Source organism: Glutamicibacter sp. (genome assembly GCF_050701915.1).
In the GTDB taxonomy this organism is placed as follows: Bacteria; Actinomycetota; Actinomycetes; order Actinomycetales; family Micrococcaceae; genus Glutamicibacter.
The window spans coordinates 1-26,248 of record NZ_JBOGEG010000012.1 but is presented as its reverse complement, the minus strand read 5'-3'; the positions used below and the strand labels follow the sequence as shown (position 1 = coordinate 26,248).

26 protein-coding genes and 2 pseudogenes are annotated in these 26,248 nt (G+C 58.1%); 23 read left to right on the top strand and 5 right to left on the bottom strand.

Going from position 1 to position 26,248, the window contains the following annotated elements:
* The first annotated feature begins 30 nt into the window (after positions 1–30).
* The 5 genes and pseudogenes from ACRDT3_RS09275 (at position 31) to ACRDT3_RS09255 (ending at position 6,462) form a co-directional block, all read left to right on the top strand.
* Positions 31–741 (top strand): GntR family transcriptional regulator, encoded by a 711-nt coding sequence (locus tag ACRDT3_RS09275; protein WP_431492714.1) that lies wholly within the window; start codon positions 31–33, stop codon positions 739–741.
* A gap of 13 nt (positions 742–754) precedes the next feature.
* On the top strand, positions 755–1,906 hold the full coding sequence (locus ACRDT3_RS09270; protein ID WP_431492713.1) for an NAD(P)/FAD-dependent oxidoreductase: 1,152 nt from the start codon (positions 755–757) through the stop codon (positions 1,904–1,906).
* 31 nt (positions 1,907–1,937) lie between these two features.
* On the top strand, positions 1,938–3,482 hold the full coding sequence (locus ACRDT3_RS09265; RefSeq protein ID WP_431492712.1) for an AbgT family transporter: 1,545 nt from the start codon (positions 1,938–1,940) through the stop codon (positions 3,480–3,482).
* Positions 3,483–3,640: 158 nt separating this feature from the next.
* Complete coding sequence (locus ACRDT3_RS09260; protein ID WP_431492711.1) at positions 3,641–4,864, top strand: NAD/NADP octopine/nopaline dehydrogenase family protein; 1,224 nt, start codon at positions 3,641–3,643, stop codon at positions 4,862–4,864.
* 189 nt (positions 4,865–5,053) lie between these two features.
* Positions 5,054–6,462 (top strand): annotated as a pseudogene (locus tag ACRDT3_RS09255) (L-serine ammonia-lyase).
* Between the two features lie 358 nt (positions 6,463–6,820).
* Here the strand turns inward: ACRDT3_RS09255 and ACRDT3_RS09250 are convergent.
* On the bottom strand, positions 6,821–7,087 hold the full coding sequence (locus ACRDT3_RS09250) for a type I restriction endonuclease subunit R, EcoR124 family (protein WP_047118367.1): 267 nt from the start codon (positions 7,085–7,087) through the stop codon (positions 6,821–6,823).
* Positions 7,088–7,422: 335 nt separating this feature from the next.
* On the opposite strand from ACRDT3_RS09250, the gene ACRDT3_RS09245 reads away from it, so the two are divergent.
* The 11 genes and pseudogenes from ACRDT3_RS09245 to ACRDT3_RS09195 all read left to right on the top strand — a co-directional run bounded on the left by ACRDT3_RS09245 (position 7,423) and on the right by ACRDT3_RS09195 (position 17,207).
* Positions 7,423–7,830 carry a four-helix bundle copper-binding protein gene (locus ACRDT3_RS09245; RefSeq protein WP_431492710.1) on the top strand — a complete coding sequence of 136 codons (408 nt, stop codon included), beginning with the start codon at positions 7,423–7,425 and terminating at the stop codon, positions 7,828–7,830.
* Between the two features lie 277 nt (positions 7,831–8,107).
* On the top strand, positions 8,108–10,180 hold the full coding sequence (locus ACRDT3_RS09240) for a copper-translocating P-type ATPase (RefSeq protein WP_431492709.1): 2,073 nt from the start codon (positions 8,108–8,110) through the stop codon (positions 10,178–10,180).
* Between the two features lie 63 nt (positions 10,181–10,243).
* Positions 10,244–10,753 carry a DUF6153 family protein gene (locus ACRDT3_RS09235; RefSeq protein WP_431492708.1) on the top strand — a complete coding sequence of 170 codons (510 nt, stop codon included), beginning with the start codon at positions 10,244–10,246 and terminating at the stop codon, positions 10,751–10,753.
* A 121-nt stretch (positions 10,754–10,874) separates the two neighbouring features.
* On the top strand, positions 10,875–11,480 hold the full coding sequence (locus ACRDT3_RS09230; RefSeq protein WP_417368025.1) for a DUF305 domain-containing protein: 606 nt from the start codon (positions 10,875–10,877) through the stop codon (positions 11,478–11,480).
* Between the two features lie 84 nt (positions 11,481–11,564).
* A complete protein-coding gene (locus tag ACRDT3_RS09225; protein ID WP_431492707.1) occupies positions 11,565–12,440 on the top strand; it encodes a F510_1955 family glycosylhydrolase in 876 nt (291 codons plus the stop codon).
* Positions 12,437–13,114, top strand: coding sequence for a GNAT family N-acetyltransferase (locus tag ACRDT3_RS09220; RefSeq protein WP_431492706.1), 678 nt, complete (start codon positions 12,437–12,439; stop codon positions 13,112–13,114). Before ACRDT3_RS09225 ends, ACRDT3_RS09220 begins: the two co-directional genes overlap by 4 nt.
* A gap of 284 nt (positions 13,115–13,398) precedes the next feature.
* On the top strand, positions 13,399–14,925 hold the full coding sequence (locus tag ACRDT3_RS09215) for a multicopper oxidase family protein (RefSeq protein WP_431492705.1): 1,527 nt from the start codon (positions 13,399–13,401) through the stop codon (positions 14,923–14,925).
* A gap of 104 nt (positions 14,926–15,029) precedes the next feature.
* A complete protein-coding gene (locus ACRDT3_RS09210; protein WP_431492704.1) occupies positions 15,030–15,380 on the top strand; it encodes a TlpA family protein disulfide reductase in 351 nt (116 codons plus the stop codon).
* Positions 15,380–16,171 (top strand): cytochrome c biogenesis CcdA family protein, encoded by a 792-nt coding sequence (locus ACRDT3_RS09205; protein WP_431492703.1) that lies wholly within the window; start codon positions 15,380–15,382, stop codon positions 16,169–16,171. The genes ACRDT3_RS09210 and ACRDT3_RS09205 overlap by 1 nt, the downstream gene beginning before the upstream one ends.
* Before the next feature lie 491 nt (positions 16,172–16,662).
* Positions 16,663–16,893 (top strand): annotated as a pseudogene (locus ACRDT3_RS09200) (DNA polymerase V subunit UmuC); the annotation flags it as partial.
* Between the two features lie 47 nt (positions 16,894–16,940).
* Positions 16,941–17,207 carry a YdeI/OmpD-associated family protein gene (locus ACRDT3_RS09195; RefSeq protein WP_431492702.1) on the top strand — a complete coding sequence of 89 codons (267 nt, stop codon included), beginning with the start codon at positions 16,941–16,943 and terminating at the stop codon, positions 17,205–17,207.
* Positions 17,208–17,485: 278 nt separating this feature from the next.
* Here the strand turns inward: ACRDT3_RS09195 and ACRDT3_RS09190 are convergent, their stop codons facing one another.
* The gene (locus tag ACRDT3_RS09190) at positions 17,486–17,662 is read right to left on the bottom strand and encodes a hypothetical protein (protein WP_431492701.1); all 177 of its coding nucleotides are present in this window, start codon (positions 17,660–17,662) and stop codon (positions 17,486–17,488) included.
* A gap of 196 nt (positions 17,663–17,858) precedes the next feature.
* Here ACRDT3_RS09190 and ACRDT3_RS09185 point away from each other — a divergent pair, with 196 nt between their 5' ends.
* The 3 genes from ACRDT3_RS09185 to ACRDT3_RS09175 all read left to right on the top strand — a co-directional run bounded on the left by ACRDT3_RS09185 (position 17,859) and on the right by ACRDT3_RS09175 (position 19,196).
* Positions 17,859–18,254: a hypothetical protein gene (locus ACRDT3_RS09185; RefSeq protein ID WP_431492700.1), complete on the top strand. Its 396-nt coding sequence runs from the start codon at positions 17,859–17,861 to the stop codon at positions 18,252–18,254.
* The gene (locus tag ACRDT3_RS09180; RefSeq protein ID WP_431492699.1) at positions 18,236–18,793 is read left to right on the top strand and encodes an NAD(P)-dependent oxidoreductase; all 558 of its coding nucleotides are present in this window, start codon (positions 18,236–18,238) and stop codon (positions 18,791–18,793) included. The genes ACRDT3_RS09185 and ACRDT3_RS09180 overlap by 19 nt, the downstream gene beginning before the upstream one ends.
* Before the next feature lie 172 nt (positions 18,794–18,965).
* Positions 18,966–19,196 (top strand): hypothetical protein, encoded by a 231-nt coding sequence (locus tag ACRDT3_RS09175; RefSeq protein WP_431492698.1) that lies wholly within the window; start codon positions 18,966–18,968, stop codon positions 19,194–19,196.
* Positions 19,197–19,709: 513 nt separating this feature from the next.
* Here the strand turns inward: ACRDT3_RS09175 and hxlA are convergent.
* Positions 19,710–20,333 (bottom strand): 3-hexulose-6-phosphate synthase, encoded by a 624-nt coding sequence (hxlA, locus tag ACRDT3_RS09170; protein ID WP_431492697.1) that lies wholly within the window; start codon positions 20,331–20,333, stop codon positions 19,710–19,712.
* Positions 20,334–20,390: 57 nt separating this feature from the next.
* Positions 20,391–20,987: a 6-phospho-3-hexuloisomerase gene (gene hxlB, locus ACRDT3_RS09165; protein ID WP_431492696.1), complete on the bottom strand. Its 597-nt coding sequence runs from the start codon at positions 20,985–20,987 to the stop codon at positions 20,391–20,393.
* A 161-nt stretch (positions 20,988–21,148) separates the two neighbouring features.
* On the opposite strand from hxlB, the gene ACRDT3_RS09160 reads away from it, so the two are divergent.
* Positions 21,149–22,447 (top strand): LuxR C-terminal-related transcriptional regulator, encoded by a 1,299-nt coding sequence (locus tag ACRDT3_RS09160; protein ID WP_431492695.1) that lies wholly within the window; start codon positions 21,149–21,151, stop codon positions 22,445–22,447.
* A gap of 205 nt (positions 22,448–22,652) precedes the next feature.
* Complete coding sequence (locus tag ACRDT3_RS09155; protein WP_431492694.1) at positions 22,653–23,222, top strand: YdeI/OmpD-associated family protein; 570 nt, start codon at positions 22,653–22,655, stop codon at positions 23,220–23,222.
* 43 nt (positions 23,223–23,265) lie between these two features.
* Here ACRDT3_RS09155 and ACRDT3_RS09150 read toward each other — a convergent pair whose 3' ends face one another.
* Positions 23,266–23,427 (bottom strand): hypothetical protein, encoded by a 162-nt coding sequence (locus ACRDT3_RS09150; protein ID WP_431492693.1) that lies wholly within the window; start codon positions 23,425–23,427, stop codon positions 23,266–23,268.
* Positions 23,428–23,582: 155 nt separating this feature from the next.
* Between ACRDT3_RS09150 and ACRDT3_RS09145 the strand changes: the two genes are divergently transcribed.
* Both ACRDT3_RS09145 and ACRDT3_RS09140 read left to right on the top strand, forming a co-directional pair.
* Complete coding sequence (locus ACRDT3_RS09145) at positions 23,583–24,548, top strand: 2-hydroxyacid dehydrogenase (RefSeq protein ID WP_431492692.1); 966 nt, start codon at positions 23,583–23,585, stop codon at positions 24,546–24,548.
* A gap of 134 nt (positions 24,549–24,682) precedes the next feature.
* The gene (locus ACRDT3_RS09140; protein ID WP_431492691.1) at positions 24,683–26,215 is read left to right on the top strand and encodes a deoxyguanosinetriphosphate triphosphohydrolase family protein; all 1,533 of its coding nucleotides are present in this window, start codon (positions 24,683–24,685) and stop codon (positions 26,213–26,215) included.
* Positions 26,216–26,248: the final 33 nt, after the last annotated feature.

Here is a 26,248-nt window from a genome sequence, read left to right as displayed (position 1 = left end):
TGACAACTTATATCCTGTACGGTCATCTTCATGACAATGCATCGGGCTATCTATCGAGACTTAGAGCAGAAGATTATCCAGGGCGAGTTAGCACCGGGTGTTCGTGTGCCGAGCGAGCACGAACTCGGGGAACAATACGGAGTTAGCAGGGCAACCACGTCAAAGGCACTCAACGATTTGATGAATGCTGGACTTATCGAACGCCGCAAAGGCTCCGGTTCCTTCGTGTCTGAAACAAGGCAGCAAATCAATCTACTCCAATTTGCTTCTATTAAAGATGCCAAGCATGGAACCGCTGGCAGGCATGAGATTTTATCTTCGCGGGTCACGATTGCTTCCGACGCCTTACTTCAACTACCTGGGGCATCACCGGAAGATGCAGTGATAGAGCTTGTCAGAAGAAAGATAGACAGCAATGACGCCCCTGTTGCCATCGAGACGCACGTTCTCTACTTCGCGCTAGCTCCACGGCTATTGGACGCAGATTTGGAGAACCTCATCATCCTTCAGCATCTGACTGGGCTTGGCGTCGCTGTGGACACGATCAGGGTCTACTTGGAACCGGTCAGTGTCACAGGCCAGCGCTCCGAATTACTCGGAGTGCCTGAAGGTACGCCAGCTCTCCAGCGACGACGCGAGTTAAAAGCACCTGATGGTCGAATTCTAGAGACCACCACTTCGCTCATCCGACCCGATCTCGCGGATTTCTTCCTCGAAATTCCTGCACCAAACACTAAATAAGAAGGAAATCACCATGCGAATCATAGTTATCGGTTCAGGAATCCTCGGCCTGAGCACTGCTTTGAACCTCACTCGCAAAGGGGCCAGCGTTGAACTCATTGACAGCCAGGAAATTCTCGGCAGGACTTCTGAGACCAGCTATGCCTGGACTAACGCCAGCGGAAAACTTGATCCTAGTTACCACCAGCTCAACGTAGCCGGCATGGAAGAACACCGGGTTCTGCATCGTGAGTTTGGGATGGACTCTGCGTACACCGAATCCGGTGGTCTCTTCATAGCCGACGCAGCGCAGGAAGCCGGTCTGCGAGAGCGGCTTTTGCAGCTCGAACAACATCAATACCCATTCCGTCTCGTCAATGCGCGCGAAGCTGAAGAGCTCTCCGGTATTGCTCCGAGAGAGAACGCAGCGCTAATCGCCTACTTCCCCAAAGAAGGATATGTTCTCCCTAAAAAGCTCATGCATAATCTACGCACTGCTGCCGAAGCAGCAGGGACGCAGTTAACTCCAGGAGTTGTCCGTTCTATAGCCGACCATTCCACATCGGTTTCAGTTGAACTTATGGATGGCCAAGTTATCCACGCAGATCGTGCTGTTCTTGCTGCTGGACGATGGTCCAAAAGCCTAGCTTTGACCGCCGGCTTCGACCTTCCAATGCACGATGAAGTCGCAAAAGGATCCGCCACAGTGGGAGTTCTAGGTTACGCACAGGTACCGCAGCTCAATCTTCGAGCAGTAGTGCACGAACCAACACTCAATCTACGCCCAAGCTCCGAAGGACAAGTCGTAGTCCAGGCGTTGGATCTGAACCCTCAAGCAGATCCTTCTTCGATCCCAACCGCCGATGATCCTATCGGGGTTGAGCTGCAGAACCGCTTCGTTGAGCTAACCGGCCTCAAACCTGAACGTTTTGAGCTGCGACTCAGCGCAAGGTCACTTCCTGCTGATGGCATGCCTATCGCTGGATTCGCACATGCCGGATCAAATGTCTACACACTCGTGAGCCATAGCGGAGTAACCCTCGGGCCATTGTTGGGGAAACTAGCTGCTGCCGAAATTCTAGAAGGCACCAAGTCTGAACTATTGGCCCCCTACCGCATTGGCCGATTCGAGGGTGGAAGCCATTCCCTCGAAGCACACATTCCAACTCGCCTTGGCGAGCAATAGCCAGAATCAATCCGTTCAAAGGAGACCGGAAATGAGCCAGGTTCAGGACACTCGCACCAATGGGCGAGCCATGGCAGCATTACTTAAATTCATTAATTTTGTAGAACGCGTAGGCAACATGTTGCCGCATCCGTTCTGGCTCTTCTGGGTCATGGCCATACTCCTCGGAATCGTGAGTTGGTCACTAGCAGGAACCACCGTTGAAATACCGAACTCAGACAAAGATGTCACGGTTCAGAATCTGTTTTCTTTTGACGGTCTAAACTTCGCTGTCACCTCTGCCTTCGATAATTTTGCTGGCTTCCCGCCGCTGGCCATCGTCCTCGTCGTTCTTCTAGGTGTCTCTGTTGCCGAGAAAAGCGGCATCCTTGAAGCGCTCCTGCGCCTCACTATCGTGCGCTTGCCCAAACGCTGGGTCACCTTCGCCATCGCATTTAGCGGAATGATTGCCCACATTATGGGGGATGCTGCGTATCTGGTGATGATCCCGCTGGGTGCCTTGGCATTTCGTGCCGCTGGAAGGCACCCCATGCTTGGTGTCATGGTGTCCTACGTTTCAGTATCCGCAGGATTCAACGCAAGCCCCTTGATCACGCCTTCCGACGCGATACGGTCTTCGCTAGCCTCCGCAGCGGCCCAAACGATCGCCCCGGAAGCATCAATTACGCCGGCAGCAACATACTTCTTTTCTGCTTCCTCTTCGCTTGTACTCGCGCTGATCATCACGCTCGTTGTTGAACTTGTTCTGAGCAAACGAGAAGATTTTCGGATTGTTCCCGGAGACGTTCTCGATCTCGATGGACCACAATCCATATACATCGAAAAGCATGAAACACGCGCCCTAATCACCGCGCTAGTTTCAGCTGTTGTTTTCGTAGCTATAGTCATCTTGCTACTGTTCGTGCCAAATTCCCCATTTATTGAGCCAGGGCAGCAACTCGTCCAGTCAGTAGTTTTCTCTGAGATCGGCGTATTCATCTCGCTGTTGTTCACCCTTATCGGATCCGTTTACGGATTCAAGACAGGAAAATACAAAAGCTTCGGTGACATTCCACGGGCTATGATCGCTGGAGTGGCTGCCATAGCACCTGTACTGGTGCTCTTCTTCGCCGTCTCACAGTTCTTGGCCTACTTCACCTGGACTGGCCTGGGATCCGTACTCACCGTGAACGGTGCTGCACTTCTCCAAGACCTCCAGGCACCGCATTTCCTGGTGCTGCTGATCATCATTTTGGCGATTGCATTCACCAACATGATCGTGACTAGCGGATCAGCGATGTGGGCGATATTCGCACCAATTCTGGTGCCGATGATGATGTATTACGGCATACGGCCTGAAGCGGCCATGGTCTCGTTCATGATCGGTGACTCGGTCACTAACGCCATCACTCCGATGAGTGCATATTTCGTTCTCGCACTTGGATATGTACAGAAATATAAGCGTGATGCAGGCATCGGTACACTCATGGCTTTCACTCTGCCCGTTTCCGTTTCAATCCTCATCGGGTGGACCGCCTTCTATGGCCTCTGGTATGCCCTCGGTCTCCCCCTGGGCCCTGGCGTACCCCTCAGGTAACAAATGGGCGAGATCAGTCATCAGTTTCATCCATACGCCGACTTTCCAGCCATTGACACAGGCCTGAGAGCTGACAACTGAACGGCTAGATCGCGCAGAGCGCCGCAGCATGCGCTGCCTGGCATCCTCAGGTATCCGAGGACAGCAGGCAGCGCATCATGGCGATAAATACCAAAAGTGCACATAAACCATCGGTTGATCATCACCCAATGGAACAAAAGTCCCCATTCGGCCAATCAGCCACAAACCACAAAGGCACCATGACAACGATCACTGTAATAGGAGCAGGCAACCTGGGTCATGCCGTTGCAGGCTTTCTCGGAATGTCTGGACACACGATTCGACTTTGGAATAGAAATGCACCTGACGAGGTGCAACGCTGGCTGCTTCCAGTTTCGCAACATGGCGAAATCGAGTTGCAAGGAGCCATTCAAGGCACTGGAACTATCAAACTAACAACTACTGATCTGGCCGAGGCCGTGATCGGCGCAGAACTCATCATCATTTGCACCGTTGGCAATGCGCTCGGGCACATCGCTCAAGGCCTCGCTCCATTACTCGAACCATCCCAGAATATTCTTCTGCTCTCACCTGGAACTCTCGGCGCCTTAGAAGTTGCCCGAAAAATCGCGCTAAACGGCGGCCCAGACGTTCTTGTCGCTGAAACTTCGACCACTCCGTTTGGCTGCCGTGCTGCGCACGACGGAAAAGTAACAATTTCCAGCCGGAAGAAGAAGGTTTCTGTCTCGTGCCTTCCGGGAAATTCCATCGACGCTATCTTGAATCAAGTACCCGAGCTTAATTTATCGGCGGTTCATAGCATTCTGTCAACGGGATTCGACAACGTCGGATTCTCACTGCATGTGGTTCCAATGGTATTCAACGCGGCACGCATCGAGAATGATGAAAAGTTCAGATTCTATATAGATGGTGCAACGCCCAGTGTTGCCGCAGTGATTGAGCAGTTAGACCGCGAGCGGTTGGAAACTGCCGAGGCTTTCGGAATACAGGCTTCGTCCACAGTTGACTATTTAGTGGGTTCGCTGGGTGCCCCTGCCGGGAATCTGCATACGGCTATACAGGGAACCGCAGCTTACGAAGGAGTCATCGCACCTACGACGCTAACTCATCGTTTCCTGGTGGAAGACTCGCAGACTGGCCTTGTACCACTATTGACTCTAGGGGAGATCGCAGGTGTCCAGATGCCAGTTGCCGCATCACTCTTACATCTAGCTAATTCGCTTCTTCGTCCTCAAAGCAGCAATGCCTCTGACTCAAGATCCCGTACAAATCTGGGCCTTGATGCGATGAATCAACAAGGACTTGGCGAGCTCGTTACGGACTCTTCTGCACTCCGCAACTGGAGAAATTCTCAAGATTAATCATTGCTTACTGGGGTGCCGGGTGCAACACGGAGCAGTTGTTTGCTTATGAGATCAGGTGTTGCCATGGGCTTTGGCTGGCCTGCTGAATCCCGGCTCGGCACCCGGCAGAAGCAAGCCTGCCACCCCCACCGCTGATCCGGTCTGAGTAAACCTGGATACCCAAAGTTTCTAAGGATGTGACCCGCCATGGCGGTTAGCGTATTCGATCTCTTTTCGGTAGGCATCGGACCTTCGTCCAGCCACACCGTAGGGCCAATGCGTGCAGCGCACGCGTTCATCGCGCACGTAGTGCGCGAAAACCAGCTTGATGCCCTGGCGTCCATCCGCGTCGACGTCTACGGTTCGCTGGCGGCCACGGGCAAGGGCCACGGCACCTTCACCGCGATCATGCTCGGCCTGGAAGGCTATGAGCCTGAGACCGTGCTGCCCACCCAGGTCGACGACCGCCTGGCGGACATGGCGGCCACCGGCATCCTGCGCCTTGCTGAGCAGCTGGATGCCCGCAAGGACATCGACTACAAGGTCGAGGACATGATTCAGCACCCGCTGACGGTCCTGCCGCGCCACACCAATGGCGTCAAGTTCATCGCCCTGGACGCCGAGGGCAACGAGCTGGCCAACGAGACCTTCTTCTCCGTGGGCGGCGGCTTCATTGTGCGCGAAGGCGCCGAGGAACGCCTCGAAGCGAACCTCGAAGAGAAGGTCAAGCAGCAGCCGTACCCCTTCACCACCGCGGCCAAGTTGCTGGAACACTGCGCCGCCACCGGCAAGTCAATTGCTGAGATCATGATGGCCAACGAAGAGGCCTACCGCAGCACCGAAGAGATCCGCTCCGGCCTGATCCACATCTACGAGGTCATGGAAGCCTGCAAGGATTCAGCCTTGGAGCGCAGCGACGTGCTGCCCGGCGGTCTGAAGGTCCGCCGCCGCGCGCCCGAATGGCATGAGCGCCTGAAAAGGAGGACGAGGACCGCGACCCCGTCTACTGGCAGGAATGGATCAACCTGGTTGCCCTGGCGGTCAACGAGGAGAACGCCTCCGGCGGACGTGTGGTCACCGCACCAACCAACGGCGCCGCGGGCATCATCCCGGCGGTGCTCTTCTACGCCACCCACTACGCTCCGGGCGCCAAGTACTGGAACGAAGAGGAAAAGCACGACGCGATTGTCCGCTTCCTGCTCACCGCCGGCGCCGTCGGCGTGCTCTACAAAGAGCAGGCATCTATCTCAGGCGCCGAGGTCGGCTGCCAGGGTGAGGTCGGTTCGGCATCTTCCATGGCCGCCGGCGGCCTGGCCGAGGTGCTCGGCGGCACCCCCGCCCAGGTGGAAAACGCTGCGGAGATCGCCATGGAGCACAACCTTGGCCTCACCTGCGATCCCATTGGCGGCCTGGTGCAGATTCCATGCATCGAGCGCAACGCCATTGCCGCTTCCAAGGCGGTCAACGCGGCGAAGATGGCGCTCATGGGCGACGGTGAACACCACGTGAGCCTGGACGAAGTCATCATCACCATGCGCGAAACCGGCAAGGACATGAGCGACAAGTACAAGGAAACCGCCATGGGCGGCCTAGCCGTCAACGTCGTGGAGTGCTAACCGCAGTCGAGGATCGGCCATCAGCGAGCCACCGGTCGACACCGGTCCCCAAAAAATTCGTGCTGCTCACAGTGCTACGTTTTGGCTCTCCGAATATGGGCGATTCCTCAGCACTTCGGAAGGTGCCCACCACGTCCGATGTCTTACGTCGCCCCTCCTGACTAGCGGAGTCCGGAGCTAAGTTCGTATTGTGTATAACTGAGAATCCCCATTTTCGCGCTGACGCATCTCGCAGGCACCGCGGGATGCTACATTGCCTAACGACGCGGCAAATACCACGTTGGTTCGTTGGCTCCAATAAACCTAAAACGACCGATTATGGGACGGTCAGTGCGCCACCGTCCGACCTCAGCCATCCCTATCTTTTCGAGACCAACCCAAAGAACCTCTCAAAGAACTCCCCAAGCTTCTGCACCACCCGCCGTTTCTTCTCCCCATGGTTCTTCTCCTTTGAAAAACGAGACACCGGAGGCAAGACCTTGGTGATCGCTGTTCCCGAGGCCCGAATGCTTCCCTCACGGAACGCAGCATCGATGAACTGGGCTGTTTCTTCCGGCTTCAAATTCTCCGCAGCGATGATCTCGCCCAGTTCCTTCTCCCGCTGGGCTTCCAAGTATGCAGTCACCGGACCCTGGACCCGAGAAGCTATATAGTTGCAAATTTCTTCTTCCTCGGCACCAAGATTTACGGTTCTTGGCGGTGCTTAAGCTGACCGGTGGTACTGCTCGTGGACTCGATCCATAACCTTTCCGATACCCCGGCAGCAGACATACTCACTCTTGGAAACGATGCTGCATTAACGGTAAGGAAACGGCTATGCACCATCGCTGAAATTTGTGTATCCGACGCTCATGCGGGGTCGTGTTTGTTGCGCTACTGTGCAAGTTGCTTAAAGGGTTCAGTTCACGATCTCAAAGTGGCAGCATCCGCGGTATCCATCGAGACTAAGGAGCAAAATCAATGAGTCACATCATCTCCATGCTGAAAACCCACCCCAACAAACCCAATGCCCCGGACCTTCAGAAGCTTGCGGACTGTATCGCCGCCTGTTTCGAATGCGCCCAGAGCTGTACCGCGTGTGCCGACGCGTGCTTGGCCGAAGACATGGTCGCCGAGTTGCGTCTCTGCATCCGGACCAATCTCGACTGCGCCGATATCTGCAACGCCACCGTCAACGTTCTGACTCGCCAAACCGGCCAGAACCCATCGGCAGTCAAGGCAATGCTTGAAGCCTGCCGGACAGCCTGCCAGCAGTGTGCCACCGAATGCGAGAAGCATGCTGGCATGCACGAGCATTGCCAGGTCTGCGCTGAAGCTTGCCGCCGGTGCGAAAAAGCTTGTGCCCTGCTGTTGGCGGCCATCGGCTAAGCGTCTGTTGTTGGGCACGAGTGGACAGATGAGGCTTGCCAGAAAACTCGAGTTATACCCCCTTGGGGTATATTCTGAACCTACGCAGGACTTAACGGGCGGTTGCCCCCAGTGTTAGGGCCGGCGTATTCAGACGAGAATTCGAGACCGCCCTCGGGGGTCCAGGAGGGAAGCCATCATGAACCACGCACCGGAGAACCGGGAACACGGCCACTCAGTCTCCCCTGGGCACGGGGGTCGCACTCTCGCATCCAAAGACAGTCACACGGGACACCCGATGTCTGAACAGCCAACTCATGGCCAGGCGACGCCGGCTGGCCATGCGCATTCGGCAGTTGACGATGAACACGCCGTCCACAGCCACGGCGAGCACGCAGGACACAGTACCGCGATGTTCAAGAATAAGTTCTGGTTGAGCCTGGCATTCTCAATCCCGGTGGTAATTTTCAGCCCGATGTTCGCCCACCTCTTCGGCTATCAGATCCCGGACTTCCCCGGCGCCGTCTGGATCGCTCCGGTGCTCGGATCGGTGATCTTCTTCTACGGAGGACTGCCCTTCCTGAAGGGCGGCTGGAAAGAACTGCGCAGCAAGCAGCCTGGAATGATGCTGCTGATCACGCTGGCAATCACTATCGCCTTTCTCTCCTCGTGGATCACCACGCTAGGCATCGGCAACTTCAACCTCGACTTCTGGTGGGAACTGGCCCTGCTGGTAGTGATCATGCTTCTGGGCCACTGGATCGAGATGCGCGCCCTAGGCTCGGCGCGCGGCGCACTAGATGCTCTGGCAGAACTGCTACCTGATGAAGCCGAACGCGTCACCGCAGAGGGCACGGACACAGTACGAATCAGCGATCTATCCGTCGGCGATATCGTACTGGTCCGCTCCGGTAGCCGGCTGCCTGCTGACGGGGAAATCACCGAAGGCCAAGCGGAACTGGACGAATCGATGATCACCGGCGAATCCAAGACCGTACCGCGAGGTCCCGGAGACAGCGTAGTGGCCGGCACTGTGGCCACGGACAGCTCCCTGCGCATCAAGGTGGCAGCCGTCGGGTCAGATACCGCTCTAGCCGGAATCCAGCGTCTGGTCTCTGAGGCCCAGGCCTCCTCCTCGAAAGCCCAAGCGCTAGCGGACCGTGCAGCGGCTTTTCTGTTCTACTTCGCTCTTGGCGCCGGCATCATCACTTTCCTCACCTGGGTGCTCCTGGGCAGTCCCAACGAGGCGGTTATCCGCACCGTCACCGTTCTGGTCATCGCCTGCCCGCACGCACTGGGCCTTGCCATTCCACTGGTCATCGCGATCTCCACCGAACGGGCGGCACGGGCTGGAGTGCTGATCAAGAACCGCATGGCCTTGGAACGGATGCGCACCATCGATGTGGTCCTCTTCGACAAAACCGGCACTCTAACTCTGGGCCAGCCTGCTCTGACCGGCATTTCCACAGCCCCTGGTCTCAGCGATAACGACTTGCTGGCACTGGCGGCCGCAGTTGAGGCGGACAGCGAACATCCCTCGGCCCGGGCTATCGTCGCAGCGGCCCGGGCCCGAGACATCCGGATTCCGACTGCTACCGAATTTACCTCGCTGACCGGGCGTGGCGTGACCGCCAACGTCGGTGGAGCCGACATCATGATCGGCGGACCGAACTTGCTTGACTCCCAAGCCCTGACGATCCCGCGAGAACTGCAGGAGCAGACTCAGCCTTGGGTCGAGCGAGGCGCCTCCGTACTCCACGTGGTTCGTGCTGGGCAAGTGATTGGTGCCCTGAGTTTGGAAGATGAGATCCGCGCCGATTCCCGCCAGGCCGTTGCCGCGTTGCAGTCCCGGGGCCTCAAAGTCGCGATGATCACCGGTGATGCGCAGCAGGTCGCCGAAGCAGTGGCTGGAAAGCTGGGCATCGACGAGGTCTTCGCCCAAGTCCTGCCCCAGGACAAGGATAAGAAGGTTGCCGAGCTGCAGGCCCGCGGCCTGAAAGTGGCCATGGTCGGGGACGGGGTCAACGACTCCCCAGCACTGGCTCGGGCCGAGGTTGGCATTGCCATCGGTGCCGGCACCGATGTGGCAATAGAATCGGCGGGGGTTGTCTTGGCCGGCAACGACCCGCGGGCGGTGATGTCTATGCTGGAACTATCCAGAGCCAGCTACCGCAAGATGATCCAGAACCTGGCGTGGGCCACCGGCTATAACGTGATTGCGGTCCCGCTGGCTGCCGGAGCACTGGCGTTTGCTGGGGTGTCGATCTCTCCGGCCATCGCAGCGATCCTGATGTCCCTGTCCACCATCGTGGTCGCGCTCAACGCCCAATTGCTGCGACGCATCAATCTCGATCCAGACACCATACATTAATCACACTAGACCAGTTTCAAGCGCTTTCTTTTGCCGGGCACAGGATGCGCCAGTACCCTTGAGATGAAAACCTTCACTCTGGTGGAAAGGCAGGATGCGATGAATCAGGTTATGACGCCTCGTCGTTTCCTGTCTCTGCTTGTCCCTGCGCCGGGCAATCCTGCTGGCCGCCGCCCGGTTATTCTTATGCTGGGTTTGGCCGGAATCATCCTCGGAATCTTGGGGATGCATGTCTTAGGAGCGTCCCACCAAGCGCCAGATACTGCTGGTCTGAGCGCGGCCTCTGCGCACCAAGCAGTCTCCCACGATCACGGTCCAGCCGTAATGGCCACAGATGGGACGGTCGGTGGCGACGCAGATAGTACCTGCTACGGGCCATGCAATGGCGAACATCATCTCATGGCTGCCATGTGCGTACTCATAGTCATTGTCCTGGCCGTCTTGTGGTTTCTTCCTAAGCGTTGGTTCATTATTCCTGGCAAGGGGCTGCGCGCCCCGCCAGTCATGCCTGCACCGGCAAACCGGTTGCCGTGGACTCCCTCACTCATCGAACTCTCTATCAGTCGCACATAAAAACGCCGGCCGCTTTCCCCATACAGGGGAGAGCTCCGGCTATTCGTGCTCACCCTTGTGTGCCGTCTTGGCCGGGTATTGATGGATACCCCGTTTGAGAACACTTTGAAGGAATACCCACATGAAACGCCTGACTTCCATTTCGGCAACCGCTCTTGCAGCAGCACTCGTCCTGTCCGGATGCTCCACGAACGCTGGCACCACCGAACCTGAAAGCACTATGTCCGGCATGGATCATGGCAGCATGCCGCCGTCGGCCTCCGATGCTGCAGCCGACCACAATAGTGCCGATGCCATGTTCGCGCAGATGATGACGCCTCATCACGAACAGGCTGTCCAGATGAGCGACATCATGCTGGCCAAGAAAAACCTGGATCCCCGGGTTACCGAGCTTGCCCAGGACATCAAAGCCGCCCAGGGGCCGGAAATCAAGAAAATGAACGACTGGCTCCAGACCTGGGGCGAGCCTATGAAGATGTCCGGAAGCCATGAGATGGACGGGATGATGACCCCGGAGGACCTTTCCAACCTCGAAGCCACCCAGGGCACCGAAGCTTCGCGGTTGTTCCTGACCCAAATGATCGCCCACCATGAGGGGGCCATCACTATGGCTGAGGACGAAGTCGCCAACGGATCGAATCCTGCAGCCGTCGAGCTGGCTAAGGATGTTGTCTCCAGCCAGGGAACCGAAATTCAGGCCATGAAGACCCTGCTAGCCGACCTCTAAAGACTCCACGTTGCCGCTGCTGCCTAGGGTGCCGACTCCCCTGACCCATCTGACCAGCACTTCTGATTGATTCAAGGAACCACCATGCTTACACAGAACTCACTTTTGCGCGCTCAAAAACGCGCAGTCTTGTCCGTCGCCGCGCTCTCTATGGTCCTACTCACGGGCTGCACGCAGTCAATCAGCGAAGGACCCGCTGCGCAAGAAGCTGCCAGCGTCGCAGTCTTCAGCCACGTCCACGGCATGAGCGTTGACCCGGATTCCGGGCGCATCCTTTTGGCCACCCATGAGGGACTCTTCGATGCCACAGCTGACGAACCGCAGAAAATCGGGCCCACCATTGACCTGATGGGATTCGCCACCGCCGGAAAAGACGAGTATTACGCTTCCGGGCACCCGTCGACTGAGACCGGTCTGCCCGACCCGGCGGGTTTGATCCGATCAACTGATGGCGGGTCCACGTGGGAACCGCTCTCTCTTCAAGGCAAATCCGATTTCCACGCCTTGGCCGTCACCGGCGAGAGCGTCATCGGTTTTGACGGCACACTGCGGGTGACCGATGACACGGTCACATGGAACACCATAGATGCCGGCATCCAGCCCTATCATCTCGCCGGAAGCCCGCTGTCCCAAGTCGTGCTGGCCACCACCGAACAAGGAGTACACCGTTCTGAAGATGGCGGGAAAACCTGGACCTTACCCCAAGACGCTCCGGTCCTGCTGCTGACCGCTGTTGCCAGCAAATCGGTCGCCGTCGGAGTGGAACCGGATGGTGCGGTGCAGCTCAGCCGCGATGCCGGACGCACTTGGCAAGAGACTGGTGGAGTCGTCACCGGGCAACCGGCTGCCATTGCCGCCACCGGCGACGATGGCGGACAGGTGCGGATCTGGGTGGCCACCAGTACGGGTATCTCACACTCCACGGACGGCGGAGCGACTTTCACCGAGAAAACCCCATGAGCCGAATAACCTCAAAGAATCCCGGCACCGGCTCACCTGTCGTCATCAGAGATGCCACAGAACAAGACCTGAGCAGGATGGCCTCGGACATGATCCGCTACCTTCCAGATGGATTATTCCCCCACTTAGGAAACCACTTCGTACGTCGTTGGATGAAAACGTTCCTCACCGAACGATTCGGGATTGCCCTTGTCGCCGTGAGTGACGATGAACAGCCAATAGGCTTCCTAATTGGCTCGACCAACCAAGTCCGCCACATCGCTGACGTACTAGCCAACCAGAAGTGGGGACTTCTCCTCTCGGGTCTCGCGGCGCTCTCCATCCGGCCACGTGTACTTCTACATTTTCTGGGCACCCGCGCACGTCCCTATGCCCGTCGTCTGCTAGGACGCACCGCTAGCCCGGTATCCAGCGACAGAGTGATACCGTCGCCTGCTGTCATTACATCACTTGTGGTGTTGCCAGATCGGCGTGGTGAAGGAATAGGCGTTTTTCTGATGGACGCATTCCTTAAACGTGCAACAGCGGACCATGCTAGGTTGGCCGAGCTCGCCACCGCGGCCGGTGCCAACGGGGCAGGTAAATTCTATGAGAAGCAGGGTTGGACATGCGTCGAGCAGCGATTCTCCAAGGATGGAATGGCAACCAGTATCTACCACCGCTATCTTCAGTAACCGGAAATGTAGGCTTCGGCCGGATCAACGACCCGCCGAACGTCGGTCACGATCTCTAATCACCGCAGGTTAGCTCTTAGGCACCGTGTTCCTCCAAGATCAGAGAGCTAGGAGTTGAAATACCAGACGGCGGCCAGCGGCATTGCAGACACGGCGGACCACCAAAGCGGCATGAGGCTGCGTAAAAACCGTAATCCGTTGGATTGACTGCGCGCCACGAGCTGGCCGCCATCCTCTATTTTCCTATGCTCCCCCAAGACTCACACTTCATAAAGGACTGCTTCATGACTTACCAATTCAACCGACGTTCCTTCTTTGGACTGTCCATTGCCACGACCGCAGCTGCTGCCCTAAGCGCCTGCGCACCCAAGGCCCAGAACTCCACCGGGGTGTCCCGAGTCCTGCCCACCGACCCGCTCATCGCAGAAGTCGAAAACTTGCGCCCCAGTACCGGAAAGACGGTCACGAAAACGCTGAAGGCAGAGTCGATAAGCACGGCAATGGCCGGAGAGAAGATCACTACATGGGGATACGACAAGAAGCTGGTCGCCCCCACACTACGTGGCATGGTCGGTGACCAGCTCAACCTGAACCTCACCAATGAGCTTCCTGAATCCACCAGCATCCACTGGCACGGTCTTGCCTTACGCAACAACGCCGACGGCGTGCCTGGACTCACACAGGAGGCAGTGGAGACTGCGACCAGTTATTCCTATGACTTCAAGCTGGCACATCCCGGCACGTATTGGTATCACTCCCACGTCGAGATGCAGCGCGAACGCGCCCTCTATGGCGCTCTGATCATTGATGATCCGCAAGAACCATTGCAGTACGACAAGGAGTGGGTGATCGTCTTGGATGACTGGCTTGATGGTGTCACCGGAACGCCTGATGAAGCGATGAAGGAGCTCGCTAAGGGGATGGCACCGATGAGTGGAATGAGCCACGGTAGCGAAGACGGCGGCATGGTGATGGGCCATATGCTCATGGGTGCAACCAGCGATTTTTTGGGCGGAGATGCCGGTGACGTGGCCTATCCGTTGCATTTGTTCAACGGCACCACCATCGAAAAACCCGAGGTTTTTATGGCACAACCCGGGGATCGAGTTCGATTGCGTATTGTCAACGCCGCGGGCGACACTGCCTACCGGGTCGGAGTTCCGAAACAGAAACTTATCGTGACCCATACCGATGGATTCCCGGTCGTTCACGCTGAGGTTGACGCCGTCGTCTTGGGCATGGGAGAGCGCATCGACGCGCTTTTGACGATCCAAGATGGTTTCACACCGTTGTTGGCCTTGGCCGAAGGGAAAGCCCAAATGGCCTACGGTCTCATTGCAACCGGGACAGGTACGGCCCCAAGAAAGGGTGATCTCCCGACGGCCTTGACCGGAGAGATCGTTGACGGTGGACAGCTCACCGCCGACCCTTCCGTGAATCTTGCGGTCAAGACGCCGGACCAAGTCCACGAGCTGCGGTTGACCGGCGGAATGGAGAACTACGACTGGGGCATCAACGGCCATCGTTTCGACATGGCCAAGCCATTTGAGCATACCTTTGATCTGAAAGAAGGACAGCGCGTGGAAGTGAAATTCATCAACGACACCGACATGTGGCACCCGATGCACATCCACGGCCATACCTTCCAAATCGGGCAGTCCGGGGCACGAAAGGACACCGTGATTGTCCGTCCACGGGAAACTGTCACCGTCCAATTTGATGCCGATAACCCGGGCCAATGGCTCACACATTGCCACAATGCTTATCATGCGGAACGCGGCATGATGGGAGTATTCTCCTACGTCAAGTAGCTCACGAAACCATGGGCATGTGCATAAATCCAGTTCTACAACCATGTATAAACCGGCGCCGATCTCACAAACCGTCTCTGCAAACCTCTCAGGAGTCTGACAACATGAAAACCCTCAGCGAGTCCCAAGCACAGCGCTTGGGACGGCGTACCTGCTTGCGCGCCGGCATGCTTGCTGCCTTAGTTAAAGTGAAGGCCGAATTTATCGGCATCAATATCCGTGACGAGAAAGAAGCCGCACAAGCCTTCGAGCGCATTTTCGGGATCTCATACCCATCGGTGCAAGACACCCAAGGTGAAATCCGGCTGGCTATGACCCAATATGTCCCATTGCAGGCAGTGCCCACCACGCTGGTGCGCGACAAACAGGGACGGGTCGCGTCACGTGTCCTTGGAGCGGCCGAAAAGGCCACGCTTAAGGCCCTGATAGATACCTCCCTTCAGGAGTCGCTGTGATGAATTTGCCGCTCACCACCACCTTGGCAATTTCGGTCCAGAGCAACCCTTTTGCTGAGGTTATCCAAGATGGATCCTTGCTGCTTGCGGTTCCCGTGGCGGTCCTTGCCGGCCTCGTCTCGTTTCTGTCGCCGTGCGTTCTTCCTTTGGTTCCGGGTTATCTTGGCTACGTGACTGGGCTATCTGGTGCTGATCTCGTCGAGCAGAAACGTGGCCGCATGGTCGCGGGTATTGCTCTGTTCATCCTCGGATTCACTGCCGTCTTCGTGCTCGCCGGAGTGGTCTTTTCTCAAATCGCCGCATGGATGCGGTTCGAAGGTGCCTGGGTCACTCAGCTTCTCGGTGTGCTGGTGATTTTCATGGGCATTGTGTTCATGGGTGGATTTTCTTTCATGCAACGCGACGCGAAGATGCACCGCAAACCACCGGCTGGCTTGTGGGGTGCCCCGGTATTGGGTGTGACCTTCGGGCTTGGTTGGGCACCTTGTATCGGACCCACACTTGCCGCAGTGTTGGCAATGAGTACCGGCCTTGACCCCAACCCTGCGAAGGGCGCCTTACTGACATTCTTCTATTGCATGGGGCTGGGGCTGCCATTCCTTTTCATCGCAGTGGGGTTGCGACGCGGAATGGGTGCCATGAAGTTCCTGCGTCGGCACCAGCTATCGATCATGCGCGCGGGCGGTGGCATCTTGATTCTTCTTGGAATTCTGATGGCCACCGGCCTGTGGGGCTCCTGGGTGACGCAATTGCAGGACTGGTTCGCCAATGAGATCAGGTTGCCCATCTAATGGCACAAAAGATGTAATGGCCACAGCTACTGCCTGGACAGGCATGTGGCACTCGCTCTGAACACAGCCCACCAGCGTGTATACCGACACTCTGCTGCTGAACCGTCGCTGTAGCTAGGCATAGTTCTTCTCCGGCACTTGGTAAACCCAGAATCGGCGACAAAGTATTGGTTACTAATCTTTTCCGATGAGGCCAGAGCCGTCCAGATATGGCCGAGTCGCTGTGATGGTTACCCGAAGATGCTGCGGTGAACCACAGCCGGTCACCCTCGGATTCCTCCATGGATTCACCGAATCTCAAGCAAGAAATAACAACCACCTTATGGGTAGGCACCTCGCGAAGAGTTCGAGGTGGCTACCCATTTATTTATCCAAACTGTCAAACCTATGTTCTATATTTTAAGAAACCAATTCGCTTAGATAGATCATGGGTTCAATAAAGGTGTCATTGGGTCAACTCTTCTTAGCGAATATCAACGAAAGTGATACCGATGGTTACCAACATAGACTCCTCCGACCGTAAGCCGCGGCGCGAATACATCGCCCATGTGGATGTGAACAGCTTCTATGTCTCATGCGAACGGGTTTTTGACCCGAAGCTCGATGCCCGCCCGGTGATCGTGCTATCCAATAACGACGGCTGCGCGGTCGCACGTAGCAGCGAAGCCAAAGCCCTGGGCGTTGAGATGGGTGCGCCGTGGTTCAAGCTCGCGGCCGACGCCGGCCGCCGCGTACACAGTTCGTCCAGGAACTAATCGCGCAAGGCAGGATGCGCCCTCGTGGGCAAGCGGAAATCGATAAGGCCAAAGCCGATGGACGGTGGGACCGCGCCTACCAAGGGCAGGCCACAGCCCTAGTGCCCGAAGACCTACAGCGCGCTCTAAACGCGAACCCGACTGTCAATGCCGCTTTCGAAGCGCTGAAGTCCCAGCCGCCCTATCACATTCTGCACCAGCTGATGATCGCCAAGACTGATAAGACCCTGTCGGCAAGACTGGAGAAACTCGTTCGGCAGCTGTCCGCAATATCAGGCTAAGGTGAACAAGCCAGATTCTCCCTAGATCTTTTCTGTAACCAAGGGCGCGAATGGCTATACACGACGAAAAAGACGTAAGAAACTCATCACAACCATTTCGCCTGCAAAGATCAAGATCCAGTTCACTGGGAAGCGACGAACGGTTGCCCTGGCCAGAAGGCTGCTGCCGATCCCGTGGGCCCCAACGTCGTAAGCCAGCAGCCTCTAATCAGAGATTCGCCAGCCTGCCACATACCCCTGAGGTGCTCTCGGAGACGGTAGAGCGCGGTGGGCTGTTGCTAATCGATTGCAGGCATTTCTTCTTCTCTGCTGTTTTGCAGTACTTCGAAAGCGTCCCACTTCCTGTTCAGCGCCTCGGTGATCATGCGACCGCTGACCAGTACCGCGCCGGAAATCGCCAATAGCGCGCCGACCAGCGGGCCGAAGAATAACGCGACGAGGCCAAAGACAAACACTGTCCAGCCAAGCCCAATCAGTATGGTTGTTCCAATGATCCCTTTGTGAATTATGGGTTAAGTCTATTAGTTATTTGATCTGCAATCTGGAATAACTGATACGGAACAATGAGCCGGTCACCAGAATTTTCATCGCTACCAGCCAACGGTCACAATTGTCATAGAACCCGAAAGGACATTCTTCTCATGGCATTACGTGTATTGCTCCCCCTGGCAGGATCTCGTCGACCGGCTGCAGCTTCCGGGAATCGAACCGATCCTCTGGCACATCGATGATGACCCCAGTAACGCCCCGCCGGCCGACGTGCTAGTTACCGAACGTCCGAGCAATCCTGAGCTGCGTTCAAGGGTCTCCCGCATCAAGGGGCTGAAGCATGCCCATCTGCTCTCCATCGGATACGAATGGGTTCTGGAGCATCTTCCTGAACAAGTGTCATTGGCCAATTCCAAGGGCGCCGTGGAAGATGCCACCGCCGAACACTGCCTCGCCCTGGTCTTGGCATCCTTGCGCCAGCTACGCAAGTTGGCCAGCAGCAGCGCGAGCGGCAGTGGACCAGGACGTGGACTAGCCCGTTGCAGGGGTCCAAGGTAGTGCTTCTCGGGGCCGGCGGAGTCGGCAACGAGATCCGTTCTCGGCTTCTGCCCTTCAAGCCTGCCGAGCTAACGTCACTTGCCCGTACCGAACGAATCCATGAACAGGGCTACCCCATTTATTCTCTCGACCGGCTCTGGGCTTTTCTTCCCACTGCCGATGTGGTGATTGTTGCCCTGCGGCATACCCGGGAAACCGAGCAGCTCATTGACGCTCAGTTCCTCTCTTCAATGAAGGACGGCTCGCTGCTGGTCAACGTGGGACGCGGGCCCATCGTCGACACCGAAGCCCTGTTGCCAGAGCTGCAAGCAGCCAGGCTGCATACGGCTTTGGTTGTCACCGATCCCGAGCCGCTGCCGGCAAACCATCCGCTGTGGAACGCGCCGAATTGCATCATCACCCCGCACATGGCCGGAAACACTAGACAGTTCATCTCGCGGGTCTCCGAAATGGCAGTCAACCAGGTCATCGCCTTTGCTCACGGTGAAGAACTTGCCAGCCAAATCATGAATTGGCATAGTGTCAAGTCCCGGGGTTAGCAGAGGCTCCTTAGCTTGTTTTCCTACGCGGCTCCCACAACCGTGCCGTTCTGTTCGTCCCACTGTTGATGGACCTCGGCCCAGCTTCCAATGTGGTGGACGTTCCCATGCGTTGTATGCGCAATGAGATCGGCGCCGAACGCATTAATTCCATCCGTGGGGCGGGATACAGATGGAAATGACCGAGGACTACGACCGCACCAAACCGGCGAGCACCCCGGCACCGCCGAAGCCGGGAAGGCAGTGCCAGCGGCGGATGGGCTGGATCATTCCAGCGGTTTCGGCCTTCACACCCGTCGCACCCGGAACCGCGGGAGCACTGACCGTTGGCGTTTTCGCCATCGCGATCTGGGCGTGGACGTCCATGAAGCTTGCTGACACCTATGTGGCCCTGTGCGCCTGACTTGCCCTGGTGACTGTCGGCGCTTTGGACACCCAGCAGCCGTGCCATGGTCGGCGCCAAAATCCGAAAACAAGTTTGGGTCGTCAATGGCCTACCGAGGGAGCACTTTCTCTGCGTCAATCTGAGTCAGGTTTTTGAAGCGTTCAAAAATTTATGAGCATGATCCGAATATTCAATCCCACAAATACCGAAGCAAACCACGGCTGGGCTCTGGGAACGGGCCGGCGGTTTCTCCGCCAGGGCGGGCATTGCCATTACCACAGTGTGCGCCCAGACACCGCCAGACCTGAAGCACCGCCGCACCAAACCGTACCGGTCAAGGCCCCTGGGAAAGTCGAACGGTTCAGACGGACGCCGGCGCAAGAATAGGCATATACCGGCTTTCTGGCAGCGATGAAGCCAGGGCCGCACACTGCAGCGCCCGGCTTCATCTCTAAGTTCATCGTCAACCCCACCAGGATCGGTGGCGATAACTCCGTCAGATCGTTTTCACAACCTCGCGGGGAATCGCGTCTAGACCAGTGCGGCCTGCAGTTCCTTGGCTGCCAGTGCCGGGTCATCGGCGGAGTAGATGGCACCGCCAGCTACGGCTACCTGCGCGCCGGACTTCTGGACGTTCGCGATCGTGCTGATGCTGACACCGCCAGCCACCGAGAACGGCACCTGGGATGCCGTGCCAGCGCTCAGCAGCGCTTCCAGGTCGTAGCCCGGTTGCGCCTGCTCGTCCAGGCCAGCATGGAATTCGACAAACTGGACACCCAGCGCAGCAACTTCGCGGGCCCGGGCTGGCTTGTCAGCGATGCCGATCAGATCCACGACGATGCCCTTGCCGCGCTCGGTGGCGGACTTGACCGCGCCGGCGATCGTGGAATTATCGGCCGCCCCGAGGATGGAGACCAGATCCGCGCCAGCGGCGAAAGCGATATCCGCTTCCAGTTCCCCGGCGTCCATGGTCTTCATATCCGCGAAGACGGTCTTGTCCGGGTGGGCCTGCTTGATGGCGGTGATTACCGACAGCCCTTCGGCCTTGATCAGCGGGGTGCCCAGCTCGATGATGTCCACATACGGGGCGACTTTTCCAGCCAGCTCAAGGGCTTCGGCGGTGCTGAGCAGATCGATGGCAACTTGGATTTTCATGATAGTCCCTTTCAGGGGTTATTGGTGGTGGGTTGGTATTGGCGCCAAAGCACCGGTCTACTCCAGATTCGCGTGGCGCTGCCACAGCTGCTGGGCGGTGGCGTCATCCGCGCTCCAAAGCGTGTGGAACACGATTTCGGTGATCAGGAACAGCGCCTGCTCGAACAGGCTGCCGGAGTATTGGCGGGTGATGGACGATCCGTGGTCCGTTTTCCCGGCGGCCGGGACTTCTACGAGAACGTGGGCGGCCGTCCCGATGGGGCTGGATGGATCGGTGGTGATGGCCGCGATCTGGGCGCCGGCCCGTTGGGCGGTGCGGACGCTCTGGACCACGCCCGCGGTGGTTCCGGATCCGGAGGCCACGAGCAGCAGGTCCCCCTCGCTGATGGCCGGCGTGGTGGCATCCCCGGCGACGTGCACGGCCAGGCCCAGATGCATCAGGCGCATCGCCGCCATGCGCAGGGCCAGCCCGCTGCGTCCGGCGCCGGCTACGAACACCCTCGGTGCAGCGCGCAGCTGCGCTGCGAGCTCGATGACCTGCCGCGGCTTCACGCCCCGCACGGTTGCCTCGATCTCCGAGTGGACCAGGTTCATGGTGTCCAGCACGTCCTGCTGGGATATCGCTTCGGTGAGGGCTTCGGCCATGGTGTTCATGCCATTCCTTTCGACAGCGCCTCCCGGCGGACCGGATCGGCTTTGATGGGCATGAGTCAATTCTCCGGCCAGAAAGGGGTGGCCGCTACGCCATTTACAGGCAGTTGAACCTATCCTTTCGGATAGTGGCTGGTCCCCCGAACTGCGATACACTCGCCTGCATGAGCATTCTGGACTCCTCTATCGCCCCTGGCCTGCAAGCTGCCGCACCGGCACCAGGGGTGCTCGAATCGATCGCGCTGCTGGCCACGGCTGCACTGCCGCAGATCGCCGTTCGCCTGCGTGATGCCCTGGCTCCGGAAATCCGTTGCGCGGCCCTGGCCATTTTCACCGAGGAGTGCACCGATAGGCCCAGGAAGCTCGCCGGTGACCAGCGCATCACGGATCTGGTGGGCATTGCGGAACTGGATCGGATCCGCGGTTCCCATCCCGGTGAGAACCGCTGGAGCGAGCGTGCCGAGATCGGCGGAGCTCCGCGGGAGATCCTCGCCCTGCGCTACCCGCCCAGCAATGCGCTGCTGGTGCTCATCGAGCCCCGCCCCGCCGGTGGCCAGCCCGAGATGATCGGATACCTGTGGAATCTGGCCGCCAACCGGATCCGCGAGAAGGTGGCCGATGCCCCTCCGTCCTATCTGCGCGAATCGCGCGCGGTCTCGGCAGAGCGGGTCCGGGTCACCGGCGAGCTGGTGGAACAGTATGCGACGAGCCTCGATATCCTGCTGGCGACCTTGCGCTCCACGCAATTGGACGATGCGGCCGCGCGCGTTGCCGCCATCGACCTGGCGGCCAAGACCCTGGTCGGGCTCAAGACCGTGGATGACCGCACCAATAGCATCGTGGAGGAACCGGTCGCTTCGGCTTTCACGCGCTTGCGCGATGACCTGCGCCCGTTGACCACTTTGAGCGGCGTGGACCTGCAATTCGTCGAGCCGCCCAAGAATGGCAGGGCGCTGCCCGGAGAGGTGGCCCATGCCGCCCGGGCCATCGTGCGCGGCCTGGCCCTGGCGATGATGGAGCAGGAAGACATCCAGCGGATCCGGGTGCAGTGGAACTGCGACGGCGAGAATTTGCTGATCAATGTCCGCGATGATGCACGCGGCGGCATCGATCCCTCCGCGGCGGCCATGGACCGCCTCGTGCGGCGTGTGGAGGCGCTGAACGGACTGATCGAGATCGAGGTCATGGGCGGATGGGGCACGGAGGTCGCGGTGCGGCTCCCGCTGGATGCCCCGCCGTCGGCCGTCGCGGAAATCTCCGAATGGAGCTTGGGTGGCCGGGAATTCGAGGTCCTGCAGCTCCTGGCAGCGGGGCAGCGCAACCGTGCTATTTCGCAGGGGCTGGGGATCAGCGAGAACACGGTGAAATTCCACGTGCGCAATCTCTTCAAGAAGATGGGCGTCAGCTCCCGCGCCCAAGCTGTCGCGCTGGCGCACAGCCATGGGGTGGCCAGCTCCACGTAGCCTGCCGGCATTGATGCTCGCCGACGGCTGACCGCGCTATTCGCCATGATCCGTGGCGTGTCATTTCATGATGTTCCGGAGCAGGAAATTGCTCCACGGTCTCCGGCCACGACCCGCCGTCCTTCGGGCCAGCAATGGCAGGCATCATCCCGACGGCGAATCCAAGCTCTAGCAACTATGGGCAACGAGGTGCAGGATAGATTCCATGGATCCACAAGATGCTTTGATTCTTCCTGATGTCACCGCTTGGCGCGCTTGGCTCGACGAACACGAAGAAACCAGCGGTGGCGTTTGGCTGGTAGTGGCAAAGAAGGGAACGACTTCCCCCACCTCGCTCGCTGTCGCACAAGCATTGCCCGAGGCGCTTTGCAGCGGATGGATCGATGCCATCCGCCGCAAACGCGACGAGACGACCTTCCTCCAGCGCTACACTCCCCGCCGGAAGAACTCTGTCTGGTCCCAGAAGAACACTGAATTCGCCCAGGAATTAATTGATCAAGGACGCATGCGGCCACGAGGCTTCGCGGAAATCCAGAAGGCCAAGGAAGATGGACGGTGGGAGCGTGCCTACCAGGGCCAGGCCACCGCCCAGGTTCCTCCGGATTTGCAAGAAGCACTGGATCGCTCGGCCGTGGCGGCCAAGAACTTTGCGGCCTTGAAATCCCAACCGCGCTATCACATCCTGCATCAGCTGATGATTGCCCGAACGGAGAAGACGAGAACCGCCCGGTTGGCCCGATTCGTTGCAGAACTTGAGCAGGGTCCAGAAGGCTGATCCTTGCTCCGGTACAGCACTACGCGGACGGTGCCACTGAGCGCTAGCTTCTGGAACGGTATATCGCTTCGGCGATCATGGCGCCTGCTTGCAGAATCGCTGCCGCGAGAATAAGCAGCGCCGCTGCAGTCGCTCCTCCGAGAATCAGCATGATTACTCCAACAAGGCCCAAGGTCCCGGCAATGAACATTGCTCCTGTAGTCATTCCCACTCCGGCCTGTTGGATTTTCTTCACACTCTGAGTCATATCGCCAGTTTAGACGAGGGACCAAGTTCTCAGGAAAATATTTCCGTGAACTGATCCGCCTTCTGAATCAGGTTGGACGCGGAACTGATCATTTCATCGAGCGTCTTGGTACGGTGGAATTCAAAGCCCGGGCCACCTCCGGCAATATCTCATCTCACGATTGGATTCATGGTTTGCGCGTATTAGTTCCGTGGCAGAGCTTGGTCGACAGCATGCAGATTCCCGGGGTCGAAACCGTCTTGTGGAATATCAATGATGGCGAGCCTCCAGCAGCTGATGTGCTCGTTACCGAGCGACCACTGGATCCATCGCACCGAATGAGGGTGGGTAGAGTTGCTGGATTGAAGCACGTCCATCTGCTATCCATCGGCTACGAATGGGTGCTGGATCATTTGCCCGAGGATGTGGCGCTCTCAAACTCCAAGGGCGCGGTTGAAGACTCAACTGCGGAGCATTGCCTGGCATTGGTTCTTGCTTCACTGCGCGAACTTCCCAGGGCTTATCAACTCCAGAAGGAAGAATCCTGGTCGCGGCTTTGGACCTCATCTCTGCACGGATCGAATGTTGTAGTACTTGGCGTTGGAGGCGTGGGCACAGCCATTATCGAACGACTCAAGCCATTCAAGCCTGCACAGATCACGGGAGTTGCCAGCACCGCGCGCACCATTAACGGCGAGATCGACGTTGTCGCCTTTGAAAACGTGCATCAGCTATTGCCATCAGCGGATATAGTCATCTGCGCTTTGCCTCACACGCCCCAAACCCAAGGACTGGTTAACAAGGAGTTCATGGAACGGATGCGCGACGGTGCTCTATTGGTCAATGTTGGGCGAGGACCAATCATTGCCACGGCAGCTCTGATTAAAGAGCTGGAGTCCGGGCGACTGCGTGCCGCATTGGACGTTACCGACCCAGAACCGCTGCCGGTTGGCCACGCGCTGTGGAACGCCCCGGGATGCATCATCACCCCGCATATGGCTGGTGATACAGGACAGTTCGTGGAATTGGTTTCAGAACTAGCAACTCGACAGGTTCAGTTGCTTTCTTCGGGTCAGACACCACTGAATCTCGTTCGTTGATCTTATTGCCCTCATTAGGCGCCTTATTTCACCAGGAACCCGCGGATAGGATTGGTGGTAGAGGCAGTTCCGCTATAGAACTCGCATGACAATCCCGTGGTATCTCGCGGCCTTTCGCCTAGGCTAGTCATACGATGGAAACTAGAGCACAGACACATCAGACCGGCGGCCGCGACCGCGCTATCGTCGAGCGGAATCGCACCGGTGAAGATGAGTTCCGCATTGATATTGAGCGCATCCGCTTCTCCCCGTACTTCTCCCGGCTGTCCTCGGTGACGCAGGTGATTCCCCAGGCTGGTTCAGGCACCCTGGTCCACAACCGGTTGACCCATTCGCTTAAGGTCTCCGCTGTGGCGCGTTCCATCGCGATCAGCCTGAGAAGGAGTGACGAACCGACTAGGCGACTTATCTCCGATCTTGGTGGCTGCGACCCGGTCGTCGTCCAGGCCGCGGCAGCGGCCCACGATTTGGGCCACCCGCCCTTCGGGCATCTGGGAGAGCAGGAACTCGACCGGGTCGCCCGCGATACCTTGGGGCTTCCTGATGGGTTCGAAGGCAATGCACAGACCTTCCGGATCCTCACCGCCCTCGATAGCTGCGATGCCACACCGCGCGGCATGAACCTGACCCGCGCGGTTCGCGCGGCTGTCCTCAAATACCCCTGGACGCGCAATGAATGGCGCAGCCAGGCCCCGGTCGCCCCGGAGCTGATCCCCCGCGGCGTCGGTGCGAATCCGGCTGCTGGCGCCATGAAGTATTCGGCCTACGATATCGAGGCCGTGGAAATGGACGATGTCCTTTCGGTCTTCCCGGGCATCGGAAAATACCAGCAGACGCTGGAAAGCTCGGTTATGGATATCGCAGACGATATCGCATACGCGGTTCATGACCTCGATGATTTCTATCGAGCTGGCATTTTGCAATACACCAGCGTCTCCGCTGAACTGCGAGCGTGGCTGGATAAGTCCGTCCGCTTCCAAGCCCTGAAGGCTCCAGAACTGGACCAACGGCAACCGGGCCATGCGCTGGAAATTACGTGGCGCCATGTCCTGGCCAAGGATCCCTGGATTGCCAATCCTGAAGCATTCCGCGCCTCGGTGCAACGGGTCGGCCATGACCTCGTCGATGGCTTGCTCGCAGTTCCCTACGACGGCGGCCTGCAGGCAGACCGTGCGGTTACCGCCTTCACCCGGCGATGGATTGACCGATTGCAGGAATCCATCACCGTTGAACGCACGCCTAACGTGCGCAGCGGCCATATCCGCTTGAGCGATGAAGCGTGGCATGACGTCGTGGTACTCAAGTTTGTCCATTCCCGCTTCGTCTTGGACCGTTCAGATCTGGCGGTATACCAGCGCGGGCAAACGCGAATTATCCGTTCCCTGGCAGAAGGCTTCAACACCTGGCTCAACGATCCGGAGGATGCCGGTCGTGCACCGCGACGGTTGCTGGACTCGGTGGAAGCCACCACCGAGGAATACCGCCAGCTGCGCGAGAGCACCCCAGAGTTGTTCTCGCAGTCCGGCCCGCATGAAATCCAGCGGCTGGGCCAAGCCCGGGCCATCGTTGATTACATTGCTTCCTTCACCGATGCCCAAGCCGTCTCGTTGAATTCGCTGCTAACCGGCACCTCGGACAATCTCTGGGAGGCCGGCCGCGGGCTGTAGCGGCCGGGTGCTGCACCGAGCCGGCGGATAGCC